Consider the following 24,397-nt stretch of genomic DNA (forward strand, 5'->3'; position numbering starts at 1 on the left):
AACGCATGCGCTTATATGCTGAGCGATCGTGGGAAGAGTTTCAACAAGCTGTGTTACGACCGCCGTCTAAGCCATCCAAAGGCCGGCGTAAGAAAGGGCGGCCAGGAAGGCCGAGAAAACATCCATTGAAGCTCAAGAGCGTCAAGATGGTACTAGAGTAACCGAATGATTCATCTACTAATTTTTGGTAACATGACTACACTTCACGTCCTGTTACCCTTTTAGCACATTGGCGGAAAATAGAAATGGTAAATTTTAATCCAATAAGTTGATACAACCAAGATTAACAATTAATTGAATACCATGTCACTTTAGATGCAAGGCTAGTGCTTCAAGGGGGCGATTCTATATGAAATTTCATATAGATTGGGCTAAATCAGCCATATTTGAGCGAATATATTCGATTTTTCATATATATTTCTGTTTCGTCGAGAGAGGTCGCGCCCCCAACCGAACCCAACCCAAGAGCGAATCCCCTCTCCTTCTCAAACACAAAAGTCCCCTCAAGCCTCAGCTTGAAGGGACTTTCTATTTCTATCCTTAATCCTCAATCGTCGACAAATCGCCGGCTGGGAGGTTGAGCTCCCAGGCTTTGAGCACGCGGCGCATGATCTTGCCGGAGCGGGTCTTGGGCAGTTTGTCTTTGAACTCGATTTCGCGCGGAGCGGCGTGGGCGGACAGCCCTTCCTTGACGAATTTGACGATTTCCGCCTTCAGTTCCTCGGACGGTGTGAAGCCCTCGCGCAGCGAGATAAACGCCTTGATGATCTCTCCGCGCACCGGATCCGGCTTGCCGATAACCCCTGCTTCCGCTACAGCTGGGTGCTCAACGAGCTTGCTCTCGACCTCAAACGGACCAATCCGTTCGCCGGAGGAGTTGATCACGTCGTCGATCCGGCCCTGGAACCAGAAGTACCCGTCCTCGTCCATGTAGGCCGTATCGCCGGAAATATACCAGCCCGGGATGCGGAAATACTCCTCATACTTCGGCGCGTTGTTCCAGATGAGCCGCATCACCGACGGCCATGGGGTGCGAATCGCCAGGTTCCCCATCCGATACGGCGGCAACTCCTTCCCATTATCGTCGATAATCGCCGCCTGAATGCCCGGCACCGGTCTGCCCATAGACCCCGGTTTGATTGGCATCGACGGATAGTTGCAGATGAGCTGGCCGCCCGTTTCCGTCATCCACCAGGTGTCGTGGATGCGCCGGTTGTACACCTTCATCCCCCAGCGAACAACTTCTGGATTTAACGGCTCACCGACCGACAATACGTGACGCAGCGACGACAGATCATATTGCTTAATGATATCCTGTCCTGCACCCATCAGCATCCGGAACGCAGTAGGCGCGCTGTACCAAACGGTGACTTTGTACTTCTGAATCGTTTCGTACCAATCCGCCGGGCTGAAGCGACCGCCGCGCACGACGTTGGTCACCCCATGCAGCCACGGGGCAAAAATACCGTAAGATGTGCCGGTTACCCATCCAGGGTCCGCCGTACACCAGTAAATGTCGTCTTCTCTCAGGTCCAACACGACATTGCCGGTATGATAATGCTGAATCATTGCGTTATGCACATGGTAAACGCCTTTAGGTTTGCCGGTTGAACCTGACGTATAATGCAAAATTAAGCCATCTTCGCGGTTCACCCACTCGATTTCAGCCTCAGGGGATGCGGCTTCCATCTCCGCCTTATAATCTACAATACCGTCCCCAGCCTTCACATCGTCGCCTACAACGATGATCGTCCGCAGCGTCGGCAGCTCTTCACGCTTCACCCGCGGCAGCAACGCCGACGTCGTGACGAGCACAACCGCGCCGCTGTCCTCCAAGCGATCCTTGACCGCCGTTTCCATAAACGCCTCAAACAACGGCCCAACAACCGCACCAACTTTAAGCGTGCCCAATACACTCACATAGAGCTCCGGCGTCCGCGGCATAAAGACGAAGACCCGATCCCCCTTCGTGATTCCGTATTTGCGCAGCACGTTAGCAAATCGGTTCGTCAGCCCCTGCATGTCCTCGTACGTATACGACTCCTCGCGTGTCGGATCGCTGAACAACAGCGCTACGCGCGAGCCCTTGCCCGCATCGACATGGCGGTCGATCGCCTCGTAAGCCATGTTGACTTTGCCAGTGACGTACCAGGAGAACTTCTTCTCGACATCCTCCCACTTAAAGTTCTTATACGCCTCTTCGTAGTTGCCCATATTGGACGACGGAACGCCCGATGAAATGACTTCCCCTTGCAGTTGACTCATCGTTTCATCCTCCCTTAATCTTTGGAAATCTCCAAGCAATAGATCAAAGTTTATGAAAACGGATACATAGCAACGTAAGTTGAAAGCTTTGTTCAGCGTCATGGGTGAGGGCATCCGTTTTGATCGAAAAAGCAACGACAGAACTTAAACGATTGAGGTGGTTTTCGAGGACAACGATCACATCAGCGGACTGAAAATGTGAAAATTTTATGTCGGAGAACATTATAGCACACGTTTTCGCGCACAGGCTACACTTTTCATTTTTTCTTTTTTCTGTTATAAGTGAGGGGAACGAGCAAAGGAGGCGGTTCCATGGAACATAAAAAAACGTATATCCGCCACACCCTGCCCCATCAGCAACGTGAGATTGTTGTGGAAGGACCCGTATCCCCTTCCCATCTCCAAACCTTAAAAATGCATCCCGATCTGGACGCATTCCGCAAGCCTGCAGATCAACATGCCGCGCTGGTGGAAATTGCCGGACTTCCAGAGGGACGTATCATCCTGGCCCGGGAGGATTCGACCATTGTAGGATACGTCACCTTTCACTATCCCGACGAGATGGAGAGGTGGTCTCAGGGCAATATGCCTGACCTGATCGAGCTGGGAGCCATCGAAGTGGCCGACGACTATCGGTCGCTCGGAATCGGATCGAAAATGATCCGCACGGCATTTGAAGACGAACAGATGGAGAAATACATCGTCTTTACGACCGAATATTATTGGCATTGGGATTTGAAAAACAGCGGGCTATCCGTATGGGAATACCGCAGCATGATGGAACGGCTGATGAAGACGGTCGACATGGTCTGGTATGCTACCGACGACCCGGAAATTTGCTCCCATCCGGCTAACTGCTTGATGGTGCGGATCGGTAAGGAGGTTCCTTTGTCCTCCGAGGAGCAGTTTGACCGGATTCGTTTTCAGCAGCGTTTCATGTACTGACAGTTAAAAAGGAAGGCGTGATGAATCCATGCCTGGAAGCGCTTTATTTGTCCACCATGAACAGGCGATGAACTACCGGTTTCACGACGGCCATCCTTTCCATCCGATCCGGCTGGAATTGACGATGGACTTGCTGCAGGATCTGGGCGCGCTAACGCCGCAGCAAATGCACCTGTCGCGCCCGGCAACCGACGAGGAATTGCTATGGATCCATCAGCCGGCGTACGTTGAAGCGGTTAAGCAGCTGAGCCGCCCGAATCCTGAGGCGGACTGGATCACGCGCGGCGAGCAGTTCGGGCTGTTGGACGAGGATACGCCGTATTTTCCCGGCATGCATGAAGCGGCAACCTGGGTCGTCGGAGGAACGATTACAGCCGTAGAGACCGTGCTCTCCGGCTCCACAACCCACGCCCTGCACCTCGGCGGCGGCCTGCATCACGCCCTGTCGGCTAAAGCCGCCGGCTTCTGCGTCTACAACGATGCTGCAGTGGCTATTGACTATGCCCGCCGCAAGTACGGCGCACGCGTCCTGTACGTCGATACGGACGTCCACCACGGAGACGGGGTGCAGTGGAGCTTCTATTCAGACCCCGATGTTTGCACTTATTCCATCCATGAGACGGGAAAATATTTATTCCCAGGCACCGGCTTCCTGACGGAGCGCGGCGAGCATCAAGGCTATGGCGCCTGCATGAATCTGCCGCTCCAGCCTTATACGGAAGACGCCTCCTGGATGGAATGCTTCGAGGAGTCGATCCGGCGATTAGCCGCGCATTTCCGGCCGGATGTGATCGTCAGCCTGCACGGCTGCGATGCCCATGCGCTGGACCCGCTGTCGCATATGCACTGTAGCATGGCGATCTACCGCGATATGCCGGCGATCCTGCACGAGCTGGCCCATACGTATTGCGAGGGACGCTGGGTTGCGATGGGCGGCGGCGGTTATGATTTATGGCGGGTCGTCCCGCGGGCGTGGAGCTTGCTGTGGCTGGAGATGAGCGATCATCCGTTGATCGCTTCCCTGCGCCGCAACCCGCTGCTTCCGCTGCCGCAAGCCTGGATCGACCGCTGGCAGCCGCAGACCCCGTTCCAGCTTCCTGCCGCTTGGCTTGACGACCTGTCCCATTGGGAGGGCATCCCCCGCCGGGCGGAAATTACAGCAAAAAACCGCGAGAGTCTCGCGGTCGCTTTACAGGATTATCCCTAATACTCAGGTGGGGCTGGCTGAACCCCGCCTGAGTTTTTATTTTTTCAGCTCACCCACATGCTGGACCATGTCATTGAGAATGGCAAACGAACGCTGGGCCGCCAGCGCGGTAAACTCAGCAAAATTCACATCCGCAGAGCCGTCCGCCTTGTCCGAAATGGAGCGGAGTACAATAAACGGCACCCCGTTCCGTTGGCATACCTGGGCGAGCGCCGCCCCTTCCATTTCGACGCAAGCGCCGTCCAGCTCCCCGTATAGAACCGAGCTAACAAATTCCGGATCCGCGATAAACTGGTCGCCGGACAGCACCCGTCCGACCCGATATTGATGGTCTGTACACTGACGGGCACAGGCTTGCTCGGCCAAGCGGATGAGGCCAGAATCAGCCGGAAAGTCAGAGACATCCTGGTACGGCGTGATTCCGCGCGCAAAACCCAGTGGCCGCGCGTCCATATCGTGCTGCTGGCAAGTTGACGAGATGACGATGTCGCCTACGTTCAGCTCAGGATGCACTGCTCCTGCCACCCCGGTAAACCAGATCGCATCCGCACCAAAGCGGTCGATCAGGACTTGCGTAGTAGCTGCCGCATTCACTTTGCCGACGCCGGATTTACACACGACTACATTGTGCCCATGGAGTACGCCCTTTACAAAACGTGTCCCAGCCGCATCCACCGCCTCCTGGTGCTCCACCTGATCGAGCAGCAACGCGATTTCTTCATCCATAGCCCCCATCAGGCCAATTGTTTTGTACATAGTTCATTACTCCCTCCAATCCCCATTCGTCCGTGCAACACATTGCATTGCTTCGAAATCCTCAAAATGCTCAAAAAAGCTCCTTATGCAAGGAGCTTTTTGTCCGTTGTTAACCTTTTTCATATATATCTATGTGTTACTTATCTCTCTAAGCCGAAACGTCAATCGCAACAATAGCCTTACAGGTGGCTAACAGACAAGCGCAAGATCGTCTCGTGCGGCAGAATGACCCGAGGGTTCTCAACCGTTTCCTTCTTCATCAGCTTCGTCAGCAAACGCATCGCTACCGCACCGAGGTCATACATCGGTTGAGCGACCGTTGTCAGCTGAGGACGTACCATCGAAGCCATGCGGATGTTATCCACGCTGATAATCGAGAAATCGTCCGGCACCTTCAAGCCTTCGTCCTGAATGCTGTGGATGGCGCCAATCGCCATTTCATCCGTTGCAGCGAAAATCGCTGTCGGCCGTTTCTTCAGCCCCAGGAAATACTTCATCGCTTCCACGCCGGATTCATAACGGTAGTTGCCGATCCGCACCAGGTCCTCTTGGTACTGAATGCCTGCGGTTTCCAGCGCACGCTTGTACCCTTGGAATCTGGCATAGCCGTTCGCCGGATCCTGCAACGTTCCGCTGATCATCGCGATTTCGCGGTGTCCATGGCGAACCAGTGTGCTGACGGCGTCAAATGCAGCGGCTTCGTGATCAATATCCACGGATGGATATTGGCCGTTCTCGTCGCTCGTTGCGCACAGCACGATTGGTACCGCAGACGTCTGGAACGCTTGAATATGCTCCTCCGTTACGGTTCCGCCCATGAACAGGAGCCCGTCCACTTGCTTCTCGAGCAAGGTGTTGATGACGCGGATCTCCTTCTCTTTCCGTTTGTCGGCATTACACAAAATAATGTTATAGTGATACATGTTCGCAATATCTTCGATGCCCCGAGCGATTTCCGCAAAAATCGAATTTGAAATATCGGGGATAACCACGCCTACAGTGGTGGTCTTCTTGCTGGCAAGCCCCCTGGCTACAGCGTTGGGCCGGTAGCCTAACCGTTCTATCGCTTCGTAAACCTTTTTCCGGGTCTGCGGTTTCACGTTCGGATTGTTATTGACAACCCGGGAAACCGTGGCCATCGAGACGCCTGCTTCACGTGCCACATCATAAATGGTAACCGTCACATTCTTCTCTCCATTGCCAATAGATTTTCACTCATTCATCCGGTAAAGATCCAGAGCTTCAATTAAATTTATGATACGACAAAATACTACTTAATGCAATGATAACGCTTCACTTAGCGTAAAATCTCCTCTAAAGTCGATTTCGTGATCTTGGAATGGGACGTATGCCAGACGGCTTGTCCATCCTTAATCAGGATCGCTTGCGGGGATTCATGCTTGACGCCAAGCCGCTCGGCTGCCTCATTCGATACGTCTCGGTTCTCGATAACGTAAATCAGCCCGTATGTAACGTCTTCCCGCGGAGTTCCGTTTAAATAAGCCTCCGCTTCCTTATGTGCCCCGGCACTGATCGGGCAGCGGGTACTGTGCTTGAATAGCAACAACGGCTGGCTTGCGGAGCGTTCCAAAGCATCGTTCAGCTCTTGGATCGATTGTATTCTCATCCATTTGGACATGACGTCTCATCCCCTTTTTGATCGAATAAGAATCTCCAGATGTTCTGTTGATATCTTAACAAAAAGAGAAATGAAAATACAACTTTTATTTACAAATGATTTGCAAAAATCGAGTAAATTCGTCAATTAGCCTTGGAAAGTTGTCGATTCTTTACAAATTTAGACAATTGGGATAGACGTTTGGAGATTTCATTCATCCAATCCAGGTCGCTTAAGTTCTTGGCCCCGCCGTACAAGTCCAATAGCATGTTGATTCGTTCTTCACATTGCTTCTCCAGCAGATTTTCAAAGGATTCGTAATCCGCCCCGTCCCATTGACGATAAATGCTGAAGATCAAGTCTGCCAGCTCGTTCCGCTCGGTAAAATAAATGCGGCCGCTCGGCGCCTCCTTCTTGAGCTCAGCCAGCAGGTCCGTCAAATCCGACTTCACCTCAGGAAGCACTTCGTAGAAGTCGCAATCTTCGCACTCGTAAATTGGAACACGGTCGATTTCATAGATTCCTTCAAAAATGACCAGCCTGAAGCCCAGGTTCATCATTTTCCCGCACTGACAGTGCTTACGCACAGTACCACCTCATCTTAGTCCTCTGCTTTTTTTGTTCCGACTGATTTTGCTAGATATAAGTAAGTCCTTGTATCGGAGCCTCCGCTGCCTTAGAGGGCAAAACGATTTCACTGCCACTCCTCGTAACTCGTGACTTAGAACGTACACCGCGTGCACATCGATAGACGTTTTAATTAGAATATTGTTCTTATTCGACTCGCCCGCAAGAATCTCCTTCCGTTAGCAAAAGATACTTTAAATTGCCATATTTGGAAATGTTTCAGAAAGCGCTAGGCATAGTAAGAGTCATCATTTTTGATACAATTAAAATATTGATTCGAATTTTCGTCAAGTGCCATAAAAGACAGGAGGAGTTGGATTTGAGATTAAATGGTAAAAAGATCGTTGCTTTAGTCGATGAGGAGTTTGAAGATTTGGAGCTATGGTACCCGGTCTACCGCGTTCGCGAAGAGGGAGCGGAGGTGCATTTGGCCGGTCCGGTGAAAGGCAAAAAATACATTGGCAAATACGGGGTCCCCGCTGAAGCGGAATTTGCCTTCGAGGAAATCGATGCCAACGCGTATGACGGCATTCTTGTCCCCGGCGGCTGGGCGCCGGACAAGCTTCGCCGATACGATAAGGTGCTTCAGCTCGTTCGCGAGCTGCACCAAGCGAAGAAGCCGATCGGGCAAATCTGCCACGCCGGCTGGGTACTCATCTCCGCGGGGATCCTGAAAGGCGTGACCGTTACGTCTACGCCAGGGATCCGCGACGATATGCAGAACGCAGGCGCGATTTGGGTGGACGAGCCCGTTGTCGTGGACGGGCACATCATCTCGGCCCGCCGCCCGCCGGACCTGCCGGCTTACGGCAAAGCGTTTGTTGATGCGGTGGCGAACCGGGGATAATGGTGCATGAGGTAGTATAAGTGCTGAGATGTGTGTGTAGCCGCGGCGGAATAGCGGGATTGTGACGTGCGCTTCCTGCTTTCACCAAATGTAAAAGTGCAGTTTAAATCCTCTGAACATCCCGAAATTCGGGTTTTAAATGCAAAAGTGCAGTTCAGATCGAATGAAAAGTCCGCTATCGGACCGTTTCGCCCAAAGTTAACTGTACTTTTGCATTTCAACTAGCCGATTGAGGCAAGTTCGACAAAACTCAACTGCACTTTTACATCTCAACCCCGGAAGGCACGGAGCGAACGTGGAGTTAGCGAGGGATCCATTCGCCATCTGCATGCGCCCCCAAGCCGCAACATAACAAAACAAGGCCGTCCCCGATGTCCATGCTGACCCGAAGGGACGGCCTGTTTTATTTACTCAAACGCTCTTGCTCCAGCTCGTGTGCATAGCGGACCAGTTCGGCTTCAACCTGATTGCTGGTCGGTAAGCGGTAGCAGGCTGCGCCCACTTCTTTGCTCTCCCGCGAATCGGAGTTCAAGATGCGGTGCTTCACCCGCAGCAGCGCCTGCGGCGACATGCTTAGATCGGTGACGCCAAGGTACAACCATAACGGCACCGCTTTCTCGTCCCCGGCCATTTCGCCGCAGACGCTCACGGTGATCCCGGCATCCTTGGCCGCTTGCACCGTTTGACGCAGCAGTCGCAAGACGGCCGGATGGAACGGATGATACATGTGGGCGATCTGCTCGTTCATCCGGTCAACGGCGAGCACGTACTGTACCAGATCGTTGGTGCCGATACTGAAGAAGTCCACCTCTTGGGCCAGCAGATCGGCAATCGCCGCCGCGGCCGGAATTTCAATCATAATGCCGACCTGAATATCGGGGTCGTAGGCGATTCCTCGCCGGGTTAAATTCTGCTTGGCTTCCTCCAGGATCGCATTCGCCTTGCGGATTTCCTCCAGCGAGGAGATCATCGGATACAGGATTTTCATTTTGCCGTAAGCGCTGGCGCGCAAAATAGCGGCAAGTTGAGTTTGAAACAGCTCGCGGCTATCCAAACTGATGCGGATTCCGCGATAACCCAGCACCGGGTTCTCCTCTTCCTGCAGCTCGAAATATTCCAGCTGCTTGTCGCCGCCGATGTCGAGCGTCCGGATGACGACCGGATGCGGACCTGCCTTCTCCGCGACCTGCCGGTACACTTCAAATTGCTCATCTTCCCCAGGGAAAGTGGACCGGTCCATATATAAAAATTCCGTGCGGAACAAGCCAACGCCTTCCGCGCCGTGCTTTAAAGCCAGCTCCAAGTCCTTCACGGAGCTGATATTACCGGCGAGCCGCATGCGTACGCCGTCCTTGGTCACCGCTTCCACTGCAGCCAGCAGCTGCAGCTGTTCTTTGCGGCGGCGCTGCTTCTCCGCCAGCTCCGTATACCGGGCGATGATCTCCGGCTCTGGATTCAGATATACGCATCCTTCGTCGCCGTCGATCACCAGCAGATCGCCCGTTTGTAACGGCTCGGTCAGCTTGTTCTCCAGCCCCGACACAAGCGGAATGCCAAGGGCCCGCGCCATGATCGCCGAGTGCGACGTTTTCCCGCCGGCCATCGTGACCATACCCAAGACGTTGTCCGGGTTCAAATGGACCAATTGGGAGGGGGAAAGCTCCTTCGCCACCAAAATATACGGCTGCGTATCCGCCGGCAAGGTGATGTCCGGCGTCCCCAGCAGATGCTTCAGCAGGCGATTGCCGACATCCTTGATGTCGAGCGCCCGTTCTTTCATATATTCGTCATCCAGCAGGTCAAACATCGTGACAAAATGATCGATCGCTTCCTTGACGGCGACCTCCGCCGCCTTGTATTGGCGTTCGATAATCCCCTGGATCTCGCTCATAAATACGGGATCCTCCAGGATCGCCAGATGGGCATCAAAGATACCGGATTCCTCCGCACCCACCGTCTCCTTAATCTCGTTCTTCATCACTTCGATTTCGGTTTTGGACGTGCGAATACCTTCGTACAACCGCTCGAATTCCTTGGCGAGATCCACCTTCTCCATTCGGCGATCCGGTACGTCCCATTCCCAGGCGGGCAGCACAAAAGCTTTGCCGATGGCGACTCCCGCTGCTGCTCCGATCCCCTGTATCATGTAGTGACCCCCTAGTCCTGCTTGTAAGTTCCTAACCTAAGGCACTATTCATTCTTGAACTTTCTCTATAGGATGCCCTCTATCTATTTCATTATGGTAATCCTAGCCCCTTAAATTTGTCAAAGAAAAAACACGCAACTCAAAGAGGGCCCTCCGAATTCGGATGGGTCCTCTTGGATGGGCCATGCTTAACTGCGTTTTCCGATCAGAATGCTATCTTCGACCTTGATGCAGCGGTCCATAATGACGGTGAGTCCGCCTTTCGAAGCGATCTCATACGCTTCTTCACTGAAGATTCCCAGCTGCAGCCATAGCACGCGAGCCCCAATCTTCACCGCTTCCTCTGCGACCGGCGGCGTCTGCTCACTGCGACGGAACACATTGACGATATCCACCGGCTCCGGGATATCCGACAAGCTCGGGTAGACCTTCTCCCCCAGAATTTCACCGCTAACCATCGGATTCACCGGGATAATACGATAGCCGTTATTTTGCAAAGCTTGCGCAACCATGTACGAGGTGCGGTCAGGTTTGTCCGACAACCCCACGACGGCAATGTTACCGGCGTTCAACAGAATCTCCTTGATTTCCTCACGGCTTGGATTTTCAAATGCCATTTTGGCCATCCTCCTTTATCGACGCCAGCGAAGCCAGCGCCTTGCCTCTTAGTTCAAGTTTATTCTACCCGTTCGATCGATGCACCAAGCGAAGTGATGTGATCAAAAAATTGCGGATACGATTTCGCCACATGGTGCGCATCCTTAATCACCAGCGGCTCCCGGCAGCGCAAGCCGACGACGGTCAACGCCATAATGACGCGGTGGTCGTAATGTGCATTAATCGTCACTCCGCCTTCAAGGCCGGTCGGACGCCCGTGGACGATAATTTCCGCTTGGCGTTCTTCGACGTTCGCGCCGGCTTTTTTCAGCTCGGTCAAAAAGTCGGTGATCCGGTCGCATTCCTTGTAACGCAAATTTTCTACGTTATAGAACCGGGACGTCCCGTCAGCAAACACTGCAGCCGCGACCATCGCTAACACAGCGTCGGTCGCCGCATCGCCGTCGAATTCCACCGGCCGCAACCGGCCATTGCCCTGCACGTGGACCGTACCGTTCTGATGTGTCAGCGGCACGTCCATCATCTGCAGCACGTCTACAACAGCGCGCTCACCCTGCTTGCTCTGCTCGGCCAACCGATGAACCTTCACGTCCGACTTCGTCACGGCAGCCGCAGCCAAAATCGCCGCCGAGCCCGGATAGTCCCCCTGCACGGTATACGTCTTCGCTTGATAGCTTTGCCGTCCAGGCACGCGGAAATGCATATAATCGTCGCTGGCATGGATCACGATCCCGGCTTGCTCCAGCACTTCCAGCGTTTGCCCCACAACGACCTTCGATTTCAGATCGTTAAGCACCTCAATTTCGCTGTCTTCGTCAAGCAGCGGCGTCAAGAATAGCAAAGCGCTCAGGTACTGCGAGCTGACCGAACCGGAGACGCGGATCTTCCCGCCCTTCGGCGCACCACCGCGAATGGTGATCGGCAATTTCCCCTCGTTGTGACTCACTTCCACACCAAGCTGTCCCAGGGCGTCGATCAGGTCATCATGCGGCCGCTTGCCCAGCGAATCCGGATACGTGTTCACGAACGTCACCTCCGGGCAGAGTGACGCGATCGCCATCAGGAACCGGAGGACGGCCCCGGCATTCCCAACGTTCAGCTCCTTGACGTCCTTCGGCCGCCGTCCAAAGCCGGTGATGACGATCTTCTCCTCGTCCTCTTCCAGCACCGCACCCAAATCGGCGATACAGCGACGCATGGCGTCACTGTCCTCACTGTGCGCGGGGTAATATACCGTGCTTGTCCCTTCCGCTAAAGCCGCAACCAGCAGGTAACGGGTTGTATAGTTTTTGGAGGATAATGCTCCGATTTCGCCCTTTAACTCCGGCGTAGGCCTAACGATAACGTCCATAGTGTTCACATTCCCCTTTGTTGTGATTAATCAAGAACCGCGGTAATGCGTTAAAATCTCAGCCGCCACTTGTTCCGCGCTTTTCCCCGAAGTATCCACGGTCAGATGAGCAAAAGCGTAAAGTTCCTTCCGTTCCTCCAGCAGCGCGGTGATCCGCTCCTTCGCCCCCCCGGCCAAGAGCGGTCGGTTCGGGTCCTCCCCGACCCGCGCGAGAATCTCGTCCGCCGTCGCTTGGAGCGCCACCACCAGGCCGCCGCCTCGCATCGCCAGGCGATTCGCCTCACGAAGCACCGCACCGCCGCCGGTCGCCAGCACAATCCCTTGCTCTTGCAGCGTTCTCCGCAGCGCCGCGGACTCAAGATCACGGAAATAAGCTTCTCCTTCGGCCGCAAAAATATCCGGAATCGACCGCCCGGCCTCCATGGCAATCCGCTGATCGAGATCAACGAGCTTTAAGCCGGTTTCGGCGGCCAGCAGGGAGCCGACGGTTGTCTTCCCCGTTCCCATCATGCCGATGAGCACGATGTTATAATGCAACATTTTATCACCTGCTTGCTCTCCATAGATCCTAAAGGCACTCGCTCAGAGTAAACTTTTTCATATCATAACACAGGCTGTCCTATTTTCACCATGAAAAAAGAAGCCGGAAGGAACGCTTTCGTCCCTCCGGCCTCGGGTTGAACCTAACCTGTAGTTTAGAACCATTGATGGTGGAAGACGCCTTCCTTGTCCACGCGTTTGAACGTGTGCGCGCCGAAGTAATCGCGTTGCGCTTGCAGCAGGTTCGCCGGCAGGCGTTCCGTACGGTAGCTGTCATAGTAGGACAGCGCGCTGGCAAAGCCAGGAACCGGAATTCCGTACGCCACGGCGGTGGAAACCACGTTGCGCCATGCGTCCTGATAGCTTTCCACGATATTTTTGAAGTAAGGGTCGAGCAGCAGGTTCTTCAGCGCCGGGTCACGGTCATACGCTTCCTTGATGTTATGCAGGAACTGGGAGCGAATGATGCAGCCGCCGCGGAAGATCATGGCGATGTTGCCATATTTCAAATCCCAGCCGTATTCTTCGGAAGCGGCGCGCATTTGCGCAAACCCTTGGGCATACGAAACGATCTTCGAAGCGAACAGCGCTTTGCGCACGTTCTCGATAAATTCCTTCTTGTCGCCGCTGAACGCCGGTTTCGCTGGTCCGCTCAGGATTTTGCTGGCGGCTACGCGCTCTTCTTTCATCGCCGAGAGGAAACGGGAGAATACCGATTCCGTGATCATGGACAGCGGCACGCCAAGGTCGAGAGCGCTTTGGCTTGTCCATTTCCCCGTCCCTTTTTGGCCGGCAGCGTCCAGAATGACGTCAACCATCGGTTTGCCGGTCTCTTCATCGTATTGAGAGAAGATGTCGGCAGTAATTTCGATCAGATAGCTGTCCAGCTCGCCTTTGTTCCATTCGCTGAAAATCTCGTGCAGTTCCTTGGCATCCACGCCCAGCACGTCTTTCAGCAGATGATAAGCTTCGCAGATCAGCTGCATATCGCCATATTCAATGCCGTTATGCACCATTTTTACGTAATGGCCGGCTCCGTCCGGACCAATATATGTACAGCAAGGATCACCGTTTACTTTGGCAGAAATCGCCGTCAAAATCGGTTCAACCAGCTTATAAGCGGATTCTTGTCCACCTGGCATGATCGCAGGCCCTTTCAAAGCGCCCTCTTCACCGCCGGATACCCCGGTGCCAATAAAGCGGAATCCTTTGGCTTCCAGCTCTTTGCTGCGGCGTTGCGTATCAGGGAAGTGCGCATTGCCTCCGTCGATGATGATGTCACCTTGATCCAGGTAAGGCAGCAACTGTTCAATCGTAGCATCAGTCGCCGGACCAGCTTGTACCATAATTAAAATTTTACGCGGCGATTCCAGCGAGTTCACGAACTCTTCAACGGAAAACGTGCCGACGAGGTTTTTCCCCTTGCCTTCGTTGTTCAGCAGATCATGCGTTTTCTCAGGGGAACGATTATATACGGACACAGTAAAGCCCCGGCTTTCAATATTCAGGGCCAAATTCTTGCCCATGACGGCCAAGCCGATGACGCCGATTTGTTGTTTTGACATGGTCTCCATCCTTTGCACACTATTTTTATCAATATTATCATTTTAACTCTTTTGTGTACAGAAGTGAACCCTGGCCGTAAGCCCAAAAAACAACCCCCAACGCCGTGGGAGCCAAGGGCTTGCCTTTCGATTTCAGGTTGTGTGTAGTTCGGCAGGAGGCGGGTTCTCACTCCTTTAGGATGAGCCATATCCATCATTACCATTCAAGCTGCATGAGTTCCATTCTCAGCTTGCGCAGCCGCTCTTTGCAGGCTTCCGAGGCTTCGGCATCCCCCTGTTGGATGGCCTCGAACAACCGCTCAAGCTCGGCATCCAGCTCCTTCTGCAGTTGTGCCAACCGTTCCTCTGCCGCTTCGGATGCGAACATCTCAGCCATTTGCGCCATGTCGACAATGGGTCCTTTTTGAAAAATAACCCGATGCTCCATCCCCGAGATTTCCACCAGGCGGATCACTTCTCCGAATAAAATGTTCTCGACCAGGATCTGACGATCCCTTATCCGTTTGACCACCGCATGACCGCGCAGATCGCCAATCAGCTTCTCCAGCCATTCCGCCAGCTTGGCATCGCGGATGACGTAGTCGCCTACCAGCTTGTATCCTTTGGCGAGACGCTGAAACCGCAGCTTAGTCAGCTTGCGTCCAGTGCGAACGGAGATGATGAAGAGCGATTCGTTTTCGCTCCAATATAAAGAATACCCGTCTTGGATCAAGTCGCGAATCAATTGCTGTATGTGCCGGCGGTCGAATCGGAGTTCCAGGTTGCAGTATTCCACTTCGTAACTTTTGTTCACGGCACTCCCTCCTAACGGTTTACCATATCTTATACTCCATCTTATGTAATGGAACTTGGTTTATTGATTATTTTTGGCCCGTTCCGGCCGGAGTTGCCGCGGAAAATATGTTATACTAGTACCGTTGCACATCGAACGAAATGAGATCTATGCCGAAAGTTGGAGGTACTACACGATGGCCTTTGAAGGTTTTACGACACAAGATTTCGACGCGCTTACCGTTCCGGGGCTGGAGTCCCGAATGGAAGCGATCATAAGTCACATTAGACCTAAATTGGAGACGCTGGGTGCGGAAATGGCCCCGTACCTGTCCGCTTTATGCGGAGAAGAGATGTTCCCGCATGTGGCCAAGCATGCGCGCCGGACGGTGAACCCGCCGAATGACACATGGGTCGCTTGGGCGGCCAGCAAGCGCGGGTATAAGGCGTTGCCGCATTTTCAGGTCGGGATGTTCTCCACGCACCTGTTTATCATCTTCGCCGTCATTTACGAGAGCCCCAATAAGGCCGTGTTTGCCAATTATTTGGACAAGCATGCGGCGCAAATCAAGAAGACGATCCCAGACGGGTTTTACTGGTCCCTGGATCATATGAGCCCGGACGGCACACCGCACCGGGAAGCGGATGCCAAGCAGCTGAAGGCCTGGGCCGAGAAGCTGAAGACGATCAAGAAGTCCGAAGCCCTGTGCGGACTGCGGCTGGAGCGGAACGACCCGATCGTATCCGACGGAACCAAGCTGATCCGCACGGTTGAAGAGACGTTCCAAACGCTGTTGCCATTGTATAAAGGCGCGTTTTAAGCTTGACGCAGAAGTAACCTAACGGACACCAGAGACGCTAATGACTGTCCTAAGCGACTTCCCGTTGGCTAACGGACTGAGGAGGCCTTATTCAAGGAATAAGCAGCAATCCGGCTGCCCATGTCCCTGGATAAGGCCTCTGGTGTCCGTTACAGCGGGAAATGACCGGGAAATCGGCCAATAAGGTCACTACGGTCCGTTACACACATGGATGGCCTGCCTTCTGGCTTGCACTTCAAGCCTCCCTGACCTTATGGGTTGGGGGAGGCTTTTTGCGTGCGGACGAGGCCGAGGTGCAGGAAGAAGAGCAGCGCCATCGTGACCGCGCTGGCTAGGAACGGTGCGGCCGGGCCAAGCAGGTCCCACATTTTACCGGAGATGATCGGCCCGACAACCATGCCGGAGCCCTGGATCGTCAGAAACAGGCCCCAAATCGCGCCTTTTTCCCCGCTTGGGATCATTTGCGCGATCATCGTATTCCATGTCGGGAGGATTAACGCATAGCTGCATCCAATTAGGATCACGAACGACCAGACCAGGGCGACCTCCCGCGTCATCGCAAACAGGCCGATCGAGAGCGCCGCCAGGGCGAAGCCGATATGCAGAAACCAACGCGTCCCCATCTTGTCGACCAGCTTGCCCACGGGGATCAACCCCAGGACGGTAATCCCGCCGCCGATGACCAGCATGGCGCTGAACGTCTCCGGCGACAAGCCCAGCTCCGTCCGGACGTACAGCGTGATGACCGGCGTCAGCAGACCGACGGCGAATGATTGCAGGAACAGCGCCGGGTATAACAGCGGACTGACGTGTAAATGCGTGCGGATATGGTGAATCGAAGCACGCAGTTGACGCCACATCCCTCCGATCTTGGCGGAGGGGGAATGGCCGGGGACGGCAGCTTTGGCCGTGCCCGCGGCGGTGGAGCCGCCCGATTTTCCCGGCAACATCAACGACACCAGCAAGACCAGCGCCAGGCATCCGAGCAGGAACCAAAAGATCGGCTGATACGAATCATTTAAGAAAAAGTTGATCAGAACAGGCCCCAACCCGGTTCCGCCAAGGCTGGAAATTTGGATGACGCCCATCGCCGTCGCGAAGTTGTTATTCTCCTCCGTGACCGCAGTGATGCCCATCAAGACGCAGGGCCAGAGCGGCGCAGTCCCGATGCCGAGGAGCGCGCAGCCAAGCACGAGAAACCCCATGGAGGGAAGGAACGCGATCATCGCTACAGCGCCTAGGGTGATGAACAAACCCAAGCTCATCGTCCGGCGAAAGCCGATCCGTTCGATCAGCCAGCCTGCCGGGCTGCGAAACAAATTATCCCCGATATACTGCATCGAAAAAGACAACCCGATCGCAAACGCGCTTAGCTTCAGCACATCCCCCATATAGACCGGCAGGATGGATACGATGAGCGCCCCCTTGACGAACTCCACCAAAAACATGATAAGCCACAGGCTGGCGAACGTGGGATTCAGCAGTTTTTTCCTTGCGATGCCGCTTGTCAGTTCCACGAAAAAGCCCCCTCTCCTGGTTTCCGATCACCGGTTCTCTTACATTTTGTCCTTTTTTGTCGGCAAATTAACCCATGTTCCGTCAATATTGCGTAAAAACCAGCGGGTTTTGCTTGCATTCCAGACGCATTTTGCTATACTCAAGCTTGTTTGAAAATTATGTAGATGAAAGGCAGGGATGGCCCGTATGGATCATCAAAGCACGCCGCTCTTCACTGCTCTTAAAAAGCACGCGGCCGGCAATCCCGTTCAGTTTCACATTCCTGGGCACAAGAAAGGGCTCGGCACCGATAAAGAATTCCGAGAGTTCATCGGCGATAACGCCTTGTCTATCGACTTGATCAACATCGCCCCGCTAGATGACTTGCACCAGCCAACAGGCGTCATTCAAGAGGCGCAGAAGCTGGCCGCCGACGCCTTTGGCGCGGACTACACCTTCTTCTCGGTACAAGGGACCAGCGGAGCCATCATGACCATGATTCTATCTGTTTGCTCTCCGGGAGATAAAATTATCGTCCCGAGAAATATCCATAAATCCGTGATGTCGGCCATTATATTCGCCGGAGCGAAGCCGGTGTTTGTCTCGCCGGCGCAAGACCCGAATTTGGGTATCGACCACGGGATCACAACGTCCTCGGTCCGCCGCGCGCTGCAGCGTCATCCCGACGCCAAGGCGGTGGTGGTAATCAACCCGACGTATTTTGGCGTTTGCGCCAACCTGAAGGAAATCGTCGATTTAGCCCATAGCTTCCATGTACCGGTGCTGGTGGATGAAGCGCATGGGGTGCATATTCATTTCCATGAGAAGCTGCCGATGTCCGCAATGCAAGCGGGCGCCGATATGGCAGCGACCAGCGTACACAAGCTGGGCGGCTCGATGACGCAAAGCTCGATTCTGAACCTGAACACGAAGAACGGGTACGTGAATCCGCAGCGCGTGCAAACGATCATCAGTATGTTGACAACGACGTCCACTTCCTATCTGCTGTTGGCTTCCCTGGATACAGCGCGCCGCAATTTGGCGCTGCACGGACGGGAAATGGCTGAACGGGCGATGGAGCTGGCCGAATATGTCCGGTCGGAAATTAACCAAATCGAAGGCTTGTACTGCTTCGGGCGGGAGATTTTAGGCGGAGAAGCAACTTATGATCATGATCCGACCAAACTGACGATCCACGTTCGCCACTTGGGGATTACCGGCTATGAGACGGAAAACTGGCTGCGCAAGCACTACAACATCGAAGTGGAGCTTAGCGACATGTACAACATCCTGTGCCTGATTACCCCAGGGGATACACAGGAGACGGCCGATATTTTGCTGACCGCGCTGCGGGAGCTGTCTAAAACCTATTATAAGGAAAATAACGCAAATGAGCTGATCGTCAAGGTCCCGGAAATCCCGCATTTGTCGTTGATCCCGCGGGATGCGTTCTATGCGGATACCGAGGTCATTCCGTTTAGGGAATCGGCTGGCCGGATCATTGCCGAATTTATTTATGTGTACCCGCCGGGGATTCCGATTTTGCTTCCGGGTGAAGTCATTTCCCAGGACAACATCGACTACATCCTCGATCATGTCGAGGTCGGCTTGCCGGTAAAAGGGCCGGAGGATCGGTATATCGACAAGGTTAAGGTGATTGTTGAAGCGGATCCGATTTTTTAATCAACAAGAGCAGGAGAGGGATATGTTTGTCCCGCCTTCTGCTCTTTTTTTACTGCAAACCAAAAAGCCCCCCGCTTCTGGGGAGCTCTTAGTTTCTATACCAGGTGATCCGCCGCAAATTAGGCTTCATCCATTTGGGCGACAAGCTCGTTGTAAGCTTCTTCTACCTGTTTCCATTCCTGTTCGTCTTCGATATTGTAAAGCACCATTTCTTCGTTCTCTTCTTCCATGCGGAGAATGATGCCGTCCGCTTCCGGATTGTTGCGCTCGAGCAGCAATGCGTACACTTTCTCGCCAACGTCGAACGTCTCGACAAGAACCATCTCTACGTCGTTCCCTTCTTCGTCGGTCAGCGTCAACACAAACTCTTCATGCTCATGATCATGGTCATGATCGTGGCCGCAGCCGCATGCTTCGCCGTGTTCGTGATTGTGGTCGCTCATGAAATTACCTCACTTTAAGTATGTTTTAATGGACTGAAGAAGGGTCTCCCGCTTCGTTCCTCCCGTATCGTAACACTTTTGGTGGGGACAGGTCAATTTTCGTGAGCGGATGCCCGTGTTGTGCTCGGTTGTGCGGTTATTTCAGAACGTTAATGCTTTTCTCCGCAACGAGCACGAAATCTGATCCGTTAGACGGTTTCATGTAGAACCCTACGATGTAGCGGCCCGATGTCTTGAAATCATACGTATAGTCCTTGGTCCGGAACCAAAAGTTATCGCGCTGCTCTTTGATTTCATCCGTCTGGATCTCCTTGGACGTCCCGTCCGGGGCCGTGATGGACACCCGCACTGCAGAAATATTCGTGCGTAAATTATCAATTTGCGAGAACACGTTAAACTTCAGCTTCCCCGTCTTCTTCACATCGCCAAACACATTGTCATCCGCGAATAGAAACATATGGACATTGGGTTTATAATAATTCACCGTTTTGGTGCTGTCATTAAATTCAACTAAACCTTCGAGATTGCGTACGGGTACATAGGTTTTGCCGTCTATAATATATCCGCCGTCTTCCAGCTCGCGGCCGTTCAGCATCAGCTTCACCTTGGTGCTCGCGGCGTCGGCAAAGAGCAGGGAACCTCCCATAAGAGAGAATGCCACCACCAGTAATGCAACTCTTCTCCATTTCATGAATGTTGACCCTCCATTTGATTCCTGTTGATGTATAGTTATACTCGCTGGTTCCGGTCAAGTTGCGGTGTTGATGGGAAATGACGGCATTTTTTTATAGAGCGAGCCTAACCTTTTGTTTCGGCTGGAAATTGTGTACAGTTAAGAGGTGATCCATACTTGACCTAAGGGGGAATGCATGATGGCTTTACGACTACAAATGCTGGGGACGGGCGGAGCGTTTGCCAAAAAATATTTTAATAACAACGCGCTCCTCTATGCCGGTGACTTCACCCTGCTCATCGATTGCGGAATCACCGCCCCCCTGGCGCTGCACACGATCGGCAAGTCGGTGGAGGAGATCGATGCCGTGCTGATTACCCATATCCATGGCGATCATGTTGGAGGCTTGGAAGAGCTGGCTTTTCGCCGGAAATTTGGTTCTGGACGGAAACCGATCCTGTATATTGCTGAAAATTTGGTGGAGCCGCTATGGGAAAATACGCTGAAAGGCGGGTTAAGCCAAGACGGTGTAATCCACTCGCTAAACGACGTGTTTGACGTGCGTCTATTAAAGGAAAGCGAGCCTGCACAGCTTGCCCCTGAGTTAAAAGTGGAGCTCATCCGAACGCCGCATATCCCGGGTAAACCCAGCTATTCGCTTTATATCAATGATGAGATTTTTTACAGTGCGGATATGACGTTCGAGCCGGAGCTCTTAATGAGGCTTGTTCGTGAGCGGGGGTGCCGCCGAATTTTTCACGAGGTCCAACTTACCGGGAAAGGTGAAGTTCATACGACGCTGCAGGAGTTATTGTCCCTGCCAACCGAGATCCAAAGCCAAATCCTGCTGAAGCATTATAGCGATGATATGGAATCCTTCCGAGGCGCTACGGGGAACATGGACTTTCTGCGTCAGCACGAAGTCTATACGCTGTAACAAAACAACCCTGCGGGTATGCTTACCTGCAGGGTTCTTTTTCTAAATATAGGATATGGATCAACGTTATTCGAAGCTAGGCAAATTATCCAAGTTGTTGGACGGATCTCCATCAGCATCGCCGCGGATATACATCTCTCCGTCCCGTCCCTTAAACACGTTGACGCCGGCGATCGCACCTGCCTTCACTTCCTGCAGGGCTTGCTGGTAATCCAGCACGCGGCCGCTGGACGTCTTGAACGCGACCAAATCCCCGTCTCCGTTCTTCCGCACAGCAATAAACGTTTCTCTGGTATTCAGGGCCATCGGCTAGCTCATCTCCTCTTCAATAAGATTAGATCTAGCTTGCCCCAAAATCTCCAAACCTATGACCTTTACGATTTTAACGACTTAACCATCCGGACGTGCGGAATACCGGCGTCATCAAACGGTTCGGTCGAGATTGTCTCATAATCAAGTTTGGCATAGAACCCTTCGGCTTGGCATTGGGCATCCAGCACCGACTTCGTGAGTCCAAGCTCCCGCGCCAGTTCCTCCAAGGCGAGCAGCAGGATTTTGCCTACGCCTTTCGAGCGATACGGCGCACGTACGGCGATCCGCTGCATTTTAGCGGCATTGTCTTTAAAGTAAATCAATCTGCCTGTCGCAACATAGTCCCCTTCCAATTCGATCAGCACATGATGTACATCCGGGCCAATCTGGTCATACTCGTCAATTTCCAATTCAACGGGGACCTTCTGTTCCTCGACGAACACCTCTTTGCGGATGTCCAGGCACTTCTGTAATTGCTCCTCATTCTCGACATGAATAATTGTTGCAGCCGACACTTCGTTCCCCTCCCACCATTGATTGCTTGTCTATTGGATCATTTAAACTGCATCATTATACAAAAAAATCATTTTCATGTATAGTTGTCTCATGGACATCGATGGAAAGGAGCTGGCTTAGGGGTATGGTCATGGGCGTAACAATCGCCGCGGCGGTCGTCATCGCGGTATTGCTGATTGCCTCCATGTTTTACACGACGAAGAAGGGCTATTCCCGCAAATGGGACGAGGAAGAATAAGCGTTTTATTCCGTGGAATACACATCTTCTACAATCGTAGGCAAATAGACGCCGTCCGACACGGATGGCCCAAACGGCCAAGGAAAAGCGCCAGCCTGCCGGCTTAAAGTCTCCGCGCTTGGCGCCATCTGGCAGGCGCTGGTCAAGGCCAACAGCAGGATGGCCCCCGCTGCAGCAATCCAAAGGGATCGTGGCCGTTTCATCTCATTCTCCGGCGACGGGGTTTGATCGTTGTTGTTAGAATGGGTATGGTTATGGCCAATATGGCGATGATGGTGGTTCCAATGCATGTTCACTACTTCCTTCCTTAGGTGATGACTGTGCTGTTCTGTCTGATGTATGCGTGCCATGACTGGATCATTTATCGCAAGTAATGAGCGCATGAGCGTCTTGGATAAATGCAACGTTATGCCGTCATGTACCTTACCACTCGGACACGCGTTCCTTCTCCATTGTTGACAGGGGACAGACAGCTTATACTCTAGGAAAGTGTTGACAAGAACCCCGCCGCCTGATAAGATTATTTCTGTCTTCACTATAATTTTGATCTGCTAGCTCAGCTGGGAGAGCACCATCTTGACAGGGTGGGGGTCAGTGGTTCGAGCCCACTGCAGATCATTGAGAAAATCCCTTAAAGCGTATGGCTTTGGGGGATTTTTTATTTTCTCTTTGTAGTCAACGATGCCCTCTGGTACTTAGGTGATCCGAATCAAGTTTGAAGAGTGTTTAATTCCCCCTTCTTCCCCCATAGATCTCTTCTTCCATAAATCTGGAATTTTTTTAAGCATTGTATACTATTAGAGTATGATGGAGGGATTCTTTTGAAAAAAATCATTGATGTCATTATCCTTGTTGTTATTCTATTCCTAGCTGGTGGTTGCGGAACTGGGGCAAAGTACAACGACATCTCCCCCATTGCTAAGGATGTCAAGCAAACTCCCGGAACTTCACCAGGCTTATCCATAAGAGATGGTGTAGCCGTATGGGACCCAGGCTCAAAGTGTTGCGAATCTTTTGAAGATACCTTGCTTGAAGTGCCCTTTGAGGTTCCTATTCCACAAGTTCCTTTTCCGATTACCCATCAGTCTGCCGATATCGTCCCGGCTAACTTTGACTTGATCCAATTGACCTTTGCTAATGAAGAGCGAGGAGAGCAACTGATACTGGCTGTTTCAAATTCGCAGGTAAAGTCCAAACCGGATGGTAAAAAGGGGCCAAAATTAAGTGATGGCACACAAACCTGGATCCAAAGCACACCGAACTTAAGCGGGCTATATTGGAGAAATAATGGATTAACCTATGCATTAGCATCGAACAAGGTGGAAGATGGTGACTTTGTTCCTTTGTATAGTATTTCTGAACTCGTTCAGATTGCTAACTCTATTGTCCAACCTCCCCACCTCTAACGGACCGTACCGACCTTATTTGCTCATTTCCCGGAGATTTCCCGAGCTAACGGACTCAAGTGACCTTATTGAGCAAAAATACTCATCGATTCAACGCAACAGACCCGAATAAGGTCTCTGAGGTCCGTTAAAACGGGTAGGCTTGCGTCCGAACCCAAATAACGGCGCTGGTGTCCGTTAGCGCAACCGAGCTACCAGCATACGGCTACTGGCATACGGATGCCTGCATACGGCTGTCAAGCAACAACCCAACAGCGCCAACGACCAGCACTAAAACGACGGCCTAGCCGCCACCGGCTGGTCTCCTAACATCGCCACAAGCCCCCACAATCATAACCACCCGTCCAACGGGTGGTTTGCTCTTGGGGTATAACCCCTTGTTGCCAAACTGCGCCTAAAGACGCTAGCCTGACAATAAAATTGTTCAGGCTCAGTGTTTTTGTCACTTTCACTTACCAGTTAAACTGGTTTACTTTTTCTTGCTACCGTTTCTGCTAAATGGATCTTCATACTCTTTGACGCTCAGTTTATCGATTGCCTGGTCATGTGCTTCCTGCTCGCGGATATACTTTGCGACAGTGGCCTCATTCAAGCCCACTGTGCTTACGTAGTATC

Annotated in this window: 24 protein-coding genes, 1 tRNA gene and 1 pseudogene; 8 read left to right on the plus strand and 18 right to left on the minus strand. The window is 52.8% G+C overall.

Features of this window, described 5'->3' with window-relative positions:
• Positions 1–540: 540 nt before the first annotated feature.
• Positions 541–2,265 (minus strand): acetate--CoA ligase, encoded by a 1,725-nt coding sequence (acsA, locus tag M891_RS0119085; protein WP_028539931.1) that lies wholly within the window; start codon positions 2,263–2,265, stop codon positions 541–543.
• Positions 2,266–2,577: 312 nt separating this feature from the next.
• Between acsA and M891_RS0119090 the strand changes: the two genes are divergently transcribed.
• Positions 2,578–3,210: a GNAT family N-acetyltransferase gene (locus M891_RS0119090; RefSeq protein ID WP_009225207.1), complete on the plus strand. Its 633-nt coding sequence runs from the start codon at positions 2,578–2,580 to the stop codon at positions 3,208–3,210.
• A gap of 28 nt (positions 3,211–3,238) precedes the next feature.
• Positions 3,239–4,417: an acetoin utilization protein AcuC gene (locus tag M891_RS0119095; RefSeq protein ID WP_028539932.1), complete on the plus strand. Its 1,179-nt coding sequence runs from the start codon at positions 3,239–3,241 to the stop codon at positions 4,415–4,417.
• Between the two features lie 36 nt (positions 4,418–4,453).
• Here the strand turns inward: M891_RS0119095 and M891_RS0119100 are convergent, their stop codons facing one another.
• The 4 genes from M891_RS0119100 to M891_RS0119115 all read right to left on the minus strand — a co-directional run bounded on the left by M891_RS0119100 (position 4,454) and on the right by M891_RS0119115 (position 7,378).
• Entirely contained in the window at positions 4,454–5,173 is a 720-nt protein-coding gene (locus tag M891_RS0119100) for a 5'-methylthioadenosine/adenosylhomocysteine nucleosidase (RefSeq protein WP_028539933.1), read from the minus strand.
• A gap of 179 nt (positions 5,174–5,352) precedes the next feature.
• On the minus strand, positions 5,353–6,357 hold the full coding sequence (ccpA, locus tag M891_RS0119105) for a catabolite control protein A (protein WP_016311583.1): 1,005 nt from the start codon (positions 6,355–6,357) through the stop codon (positions 5,353–5,355).
• A gap of 113 nt (positions 6,358–6,470) precedes the next feature.
• Positions 6,471–6,812: a bacillithiol system redox-active protein YtxJ gene (ytxJ, locus tag M891_RS0119110; RefSeq protein ID WP_028539934.1), complete on the minus strand. Its 342-nt coding sequence runs from the start codon at positions 6,810–6,812 to the stop codon at positions 6,471–6,473.
• A gap of 122 nt (positions 6,813–6,934) precedes the next feature.
• Entirely contained in the window at positions 6,935–7,378 is a 444-nt protein-coding gene (locus M891_RS0119115) for a hypothetical protein (RefSeq protein WP_028539935.1), read from the minus strand.
• A 359-nt stretch (positions 7,379–7,737) separates the two neighbouring features.
• On the opposite strand from M891_RS0119115, the gene M891_RS0119120 reads away from it, so the two are divergent.
• Positions 7,738–8,265, plus strand: a complete 528-nt coding sequence (locus M891_RS0119120) for a type 1 glutamine amidotransferase domain-containing protein (RefSeq protein ID WP_028539936.1) — start codon at positions 7,738–7,740, stop codon at positions 8,263–8,265.
• 403 nt (positions 8,266–8,668) lie between these two features.
• Here M891_RS0119120 and ptsP read toward each other — a convergent pair whose 3' ends face one another.
• The 6 genes from ptsP to M891_RS0119150 all read right to left on the minus strand — a co-directional run bounded on the left by ptsP (position 8,669) and on the right by M891_RS0119150 (position 15,278).
• The gene (gene ptsP / locus M891_RS0119125; RefSeq protein WP_028539937.1) at positions 8,669–10,411 is read right to left on the minus strand and encodes a phosphoenolpyruvate--protein phosphotransferase; all 1,743 of its coding nucleotides are present in this window, start codon (positions 10,409–10,411) and stop codon (positions 8,669–8,671) included.
• Between the two features lie 188 nt (positions 10,412–10,599).
• Positions 10,600–11,028, minus strand: coding sequence for a CoA-binding protein (locus M891_RS0119130; RefSeq protein WP_016311578.1), 429 nt, complete (start codon positions 11,026–11,028; stop codon positions 10,600–10,602).
• Between the two features lie 59 nt (positions 11,029–11,087).
• On the minus strand, positions 11,088–12,380 hold the full coding sequence (gene aroA, locus M891_RS0119135) for a 3-phosphoshikimate 1-carboxyvinyltransferase (RefSeq protein ID WP_028539938.1): 1,293 nt from the start codon (positions 12,378–12,380) through the stop codon (positions 11,088–11,090).
• 30 nt (positions 12,381–12,410) lie between these two features.
• Complete coding sequence (locus tag M891_RS0119140; protein WP_028539939.1) at positions 12,411–12,920, minus strand: shikimate kinase; 510 nt, start codon at positions 12,918–12,920, stop codon at positions 12,411–12,413.
• A gap of 155 nt (positions 12,921–13,075) precedes the next feature.
• On the minus strand, positions 13,076–14,485 hold the full coding sequence (gndA, locus tag M891_RS0119145; protein WP_028539940.1) for an NADP-dependent phosphogluconate dehydrogenase: 1,410 nt from the start codon (positions 14,483–14,485) through the stop codon (positions 13,076–13,078).
• A gap of 196 nt (positions 14,486–14,681) precedes the next feature.
• Positions 14,682–15,278, minus strand: a complete 597-nt coding sequence (locus M891_RS0119150) for a hypothetical protein (protein WP_028539941.1) — start codon at positions 15,276–15,278, stop codon at positions 14,682–14,684.
• A gap of 175 nt (positions 15,279–15,453) precedes the next feature.
• On the opposite strand from M891_RS0119150, the gene M891_RS0119155 reads away from it, so the two are divergent.
• A complete protein-coding gene (locus tag M891_RS0119155; protein ID WP_028539942.1) occupies positions 15,454–16,077 on the plus strand; it encodes a YktB family protein in 624 nt (207 codons plus the stop codon).
• A gap of 251 nt (positions 16,078–16,328) precedes the next feature.
• Here the strand turns inward: M891_RS0119155 and M891_RS0119160 are convergent, their stop codons facing one another.
• Positions 16,329–17,594, minus strand: a complete 1,266-nt coding sequence (locus M891_RS0119160) for an MFS transporter (RefSeq protein ID WP_028539943.1) — start codon at positions 17,592–17,594, stop codon at positions 16,329–16,331.
• 187 nt (positions 17,595–17,781) lie between these two features.
• Here M891_RS0119160 and M891_RS0119165 point away from each other — a divergent pair, with 187 nt between their 5' ends.
• On the plus strand, positions 17,782–19,257 hold the full coding sequence (locus M891_RS0119165; protein WP_009225192.1) for an aminotransferase class I/II-fold pyridoxal phosphate-dependent enzyme: 1,476 nt from the start codon (positions 17,782–17,784) through the stop codon (positions 19,255–19,257).
• Between the two features lie 119 nt (positions 19,258–19,376).
• On the opposite strand, the gene M891_RS0119170 is transcribed toward M891_RS0119165, so the two are convergent.
• Together M891_RS0119170 and M891_RS0119175 are read right to left on the minus strand one after the other, a co-directional pair.
• Complete coding sequence (locus M891_RS0119170; RefSeq protein WP_009227121.1) at positions 19,377–19,700, minus strand: DUF1292 domain-containing protein; 324 nt, start codon at positions 19,698–19,700, stop codon at positions 19,377–19,379.
• A 136-nt stretch (positions 19,701–19,836) separates the two neighbouring features.
• Positions 19,837–20,391, minus strand: a complete 555-nt coding sequence (locus M891_RS0119175) for a copper amine oxidase (protein WP_009227122.1) — start codon at positions 20,389–20,391, stop codon at positions 19,837–19,839.
• Positions 20,392–20,572: 181 nt separating this feature from the next.
• Here M891_RS0119175 and M891_RS0119180 point away from each other — a divergent pair, with 181 nt between their 5' ends.
• Positions 20,573–21,310 (plus strand): MBL fold metallo-hydrolase, encoded by a 738-nt coding sequence (locus M891_RS0119180; protein WP_028539944.1) that lies wholly within the window; start codon positions 20,573–20,575, stop codon positions 21,308–21,310.
• Between the two features lie 66 nt (positions 21,311–21,376).
• Here M891_RS0119180 and M891_RS0119185 read toward each other — a convergent pair whose 3' ends face one another.
• The 3 genes from M891_RS0119185 to M891_RS0119200 all read right to left on the minus strand — a co-directional run bounded on the left by M891_RS0119185 (position 21,377) and on the right by M891_RS0119200 (position 22,666).
• The gene (locus tag M891_RS0119185) at positions 21,377–21,616 is read right to left on the minus strand and encodes a DUF3892 domain-containing protein (protein WP_009227124.1); all 240 of its coding nucleotides are present in this window, start codon (positions 21,614–21,616) and stop codon (positions 21,377–21,379) included.
• A 68-nt stretch (positions 21,617–21,684) separates the two neighbouring features.
• Positions 21,685–22,137, minus strand: coding sequence for a GNAT family N-acetyltransferase (locus M891_RS0119190; RefSeq protein ID WP_028539945.1), 453 nt, complete (start codon positions 22,135–22,137; stop codon positions 21,685–21,687).
• A gap of 244 nt (positions 22,138–22,381) precedes the next feature.
• Positions 22,382–22,666, minus strand: a complete 285-nt coding sequence (locus M891_RS0119200) for a hypothetical protein (protein WP_028539946.1) — start codon at positions 22,664–22,666, stop codon at positions 22,382–22,384.
• Between the two features lie 255 nt (positions 22,667–22,921).
• Between M891_RS0119200 and M891_RS0119205 the strand changes: the two genes are divergently transcribed.
• Both M891_RS0119205 and M891_RS0119210 read left to right on the plus strand, forming a co-directional pair.
• A tRNA-Val gene (locus M891_RS0119205) sits at positions 22,922–22,994 on the plus strand.
• Between the two features lie 203 nt (positions 22,995–23,197).
• A complete protein-coding gene (locus tag M891_RS0119210; protein ID WP_028539947.1) occupies positions 23,198–23,782 on the plus strand; it encodes a hypothetical protein in 585 nt (194 codons plus the stop codon).
• 469 nt (positions 23,783–24,251) lie between these two features.
• Here M891_RS0119210 and M891_RS25060 read toward each other — a convergent pair.
• A pseudogene (locus M891_RS25060) lies at positions 24,252–24,397 on the minus strand (IS200/IS605 family transposase); the annotation flags it as partial.

It is taken from the genome of Paenibacillus sp. J14, from assembly GCF_000518465.1.
Classification (GTDB): domain Bacteria; phylum Bacillota; class Bacilli; order Paenibacillales; family Paenibacillaceae; genus Fontibacillus; species Fontibacillus barengoltzii.

Bases quoted from the DNA above. Each gene is read 5' to 3' on its own strand.
- M891_RS0119170 (WP_009227121.1), bottom strand. From the start codon at position 19,700: ATGAGCGACCACAATCACGAACACGGCGAAGCATGCGGCTGCGGCCAC.
- M891_RS0119200 (WP_028539946.1), bottom strand. From the start codon at position 22,666: ATGCATTGGAACCACCATCATCGCCATATTGGCCATAACCATACCCAT.
- M891_RS0119130 (WP_016311578.1), bottom strand. From the start codon at position 11,028: ATGGCATTTGAAAATCCAAGCCGTGAGGAAATCAAGGAGATTCTGTTG.
- M891_RS0119155 (WP_028539942.1), top strand. From the start codon at position 15,454: ATGGCCTTTGAAGGTTTTACGACACAAGATTTCGACGCGCTTACCGTT.
- M891_RS0119175 (WP_009227122.1), bottom strand. From the start codon at position 20,391: ATGAAATGGAGAAGAGTTGCATTACTGGTGGTGGCATTCTCTCTTATG.
- M891_RS0119165 (WP_009225192.1), top strand. From the start codon at position 17,782: ATGGATCATCAAAGCACGCCGCTCTTCACTGCTCTTAAAAAGCACGCG.
- aroA (WP_028539938.1), bottom strand. From the start codon at position 12,380: ATGGACGTTATCGTTAGGCCTACGCCGGAGTTAAAGGGCGAAATCGGA.
- M891_RS0119180 (WP_028539944.1), top strand. From the start codon at position 20,573: ATGGCTTTACGACTACAAATGCTGGGGACGGGCGGAGCGTTTGCCAAA.
- M891_RS0119090 (WP_009225207.1), top strand. From the start codon at position 2,578: ATGGAACATAAAAAAACGTATATCCGCCACACCCTGCCCCATCAGCAA.
- acsA (WP_028539931.1), bottom strand. From the start codon at position 2,265: ATGAGTCAACTGCAAGGGGAAGTCATTTCATCGGGCGTTCCGTCGTCC.
- ptsP (WP_028539937.1), bottom strand. From the start codon at position 10,411: ATGATACAGGGGATCGGAGCAGCAGCGGGAGTCGCCATCGGCAAAGCT.
- M891_RS0119140 (WP_028539939.1), bottom strand. From the start codon at position 12,920: ATGTTGCATTATAACATCGTGCTCATCGGCATGATGGGAACGGGGAAG.
- ytxJ (WP_028539934.1), bottom strand. From the start codon at position 6,812: ATGTCCAAATGGATGAGAATACAATCGATCCAAGAGCTGAACGATGCT.
- gndA (WP_028539940.1), bottom strand. From the start codon at position 14,485: ATGTCAAAACAACAAATCGGCGTCATCGGCTTGGCCGTCATGGGCAAG.
- M891_RS0119100 (WP_028539933.1), bottom strand. From the start codon at position 5,173: ATGTACAAAACAATTGGCCTGATGGGGGCTATGGATGAAGAAATCGCG.
- M891_RS0119095 (WP_028539932.1), top strand. From the start codon at position 3,239: ATGCCTGGAAGCGCTTTATTTGTCCACCATGAACAGGCGATGAACTAC.
- M891_RS0119185 (WP_009227124.1), bottom strand. From the start codon at position 21,616: ATGGCCCTGAATACCAGAGAAACGTTTATTGCTGTGCGGAAGAACGGA.